The sequence below is a fragment of the Vibrio sp. 1078-1 genome (assembly GCF_033340475.1).
This window is the reverse complement of the sequence record NZ_JAWOWM010000337.1, coordinates 1-353: the sequence shown is the minus strand read 5'-3', so window position 1 is coordinate 353 and position 353 is coordinate 1. Positions and strand designations below refer to the sequence as shown.

The following is a 353-nucleotide window of genomic DNA, read 5'->3' as shown; positions in this document are numbered from 1 at the left end:
AAAGGGGTAACGCTGGGTGGGTATTTGAACCTGACCGATACTCCGTTAAAAACACTTCCGGCAAAACTTCGAGTAAAAGGTGATTTGAGTGTGATCCGAACGCCACTGAAAGCGCTACCAGAAGGGTTAGTGGTCGATGGCAACCTCTACATTGGTGGTTCGGCCCTAACCGAGTTGCCCGACACCATGACGGTAAAAGGCAACATCTTTTTGGGTGGCAATAAGATAACCAAGTGGCCAAAGAATCTGACCTTAGGTGGCGCAGTCGCGCGTTAATTGGATAGACAAAAAGAGATACGCAAAGACAAAAACACCTCGTTCAATACGAGGTGTTTTTCATTGGATTAGTTGGA

1 pseudogene is annotated in these 353 nt (G+C 46.7%); it reads left to right on the top strand.

Annotated elements, in window-relative coordinates:
- Positions 1-276: pseudogene (locus R7190_RS27435) on the top strand (hypothetical protein); the annotation flags it as partial.
- Positions 277-353: the final 77 nt, after the last annotated feature.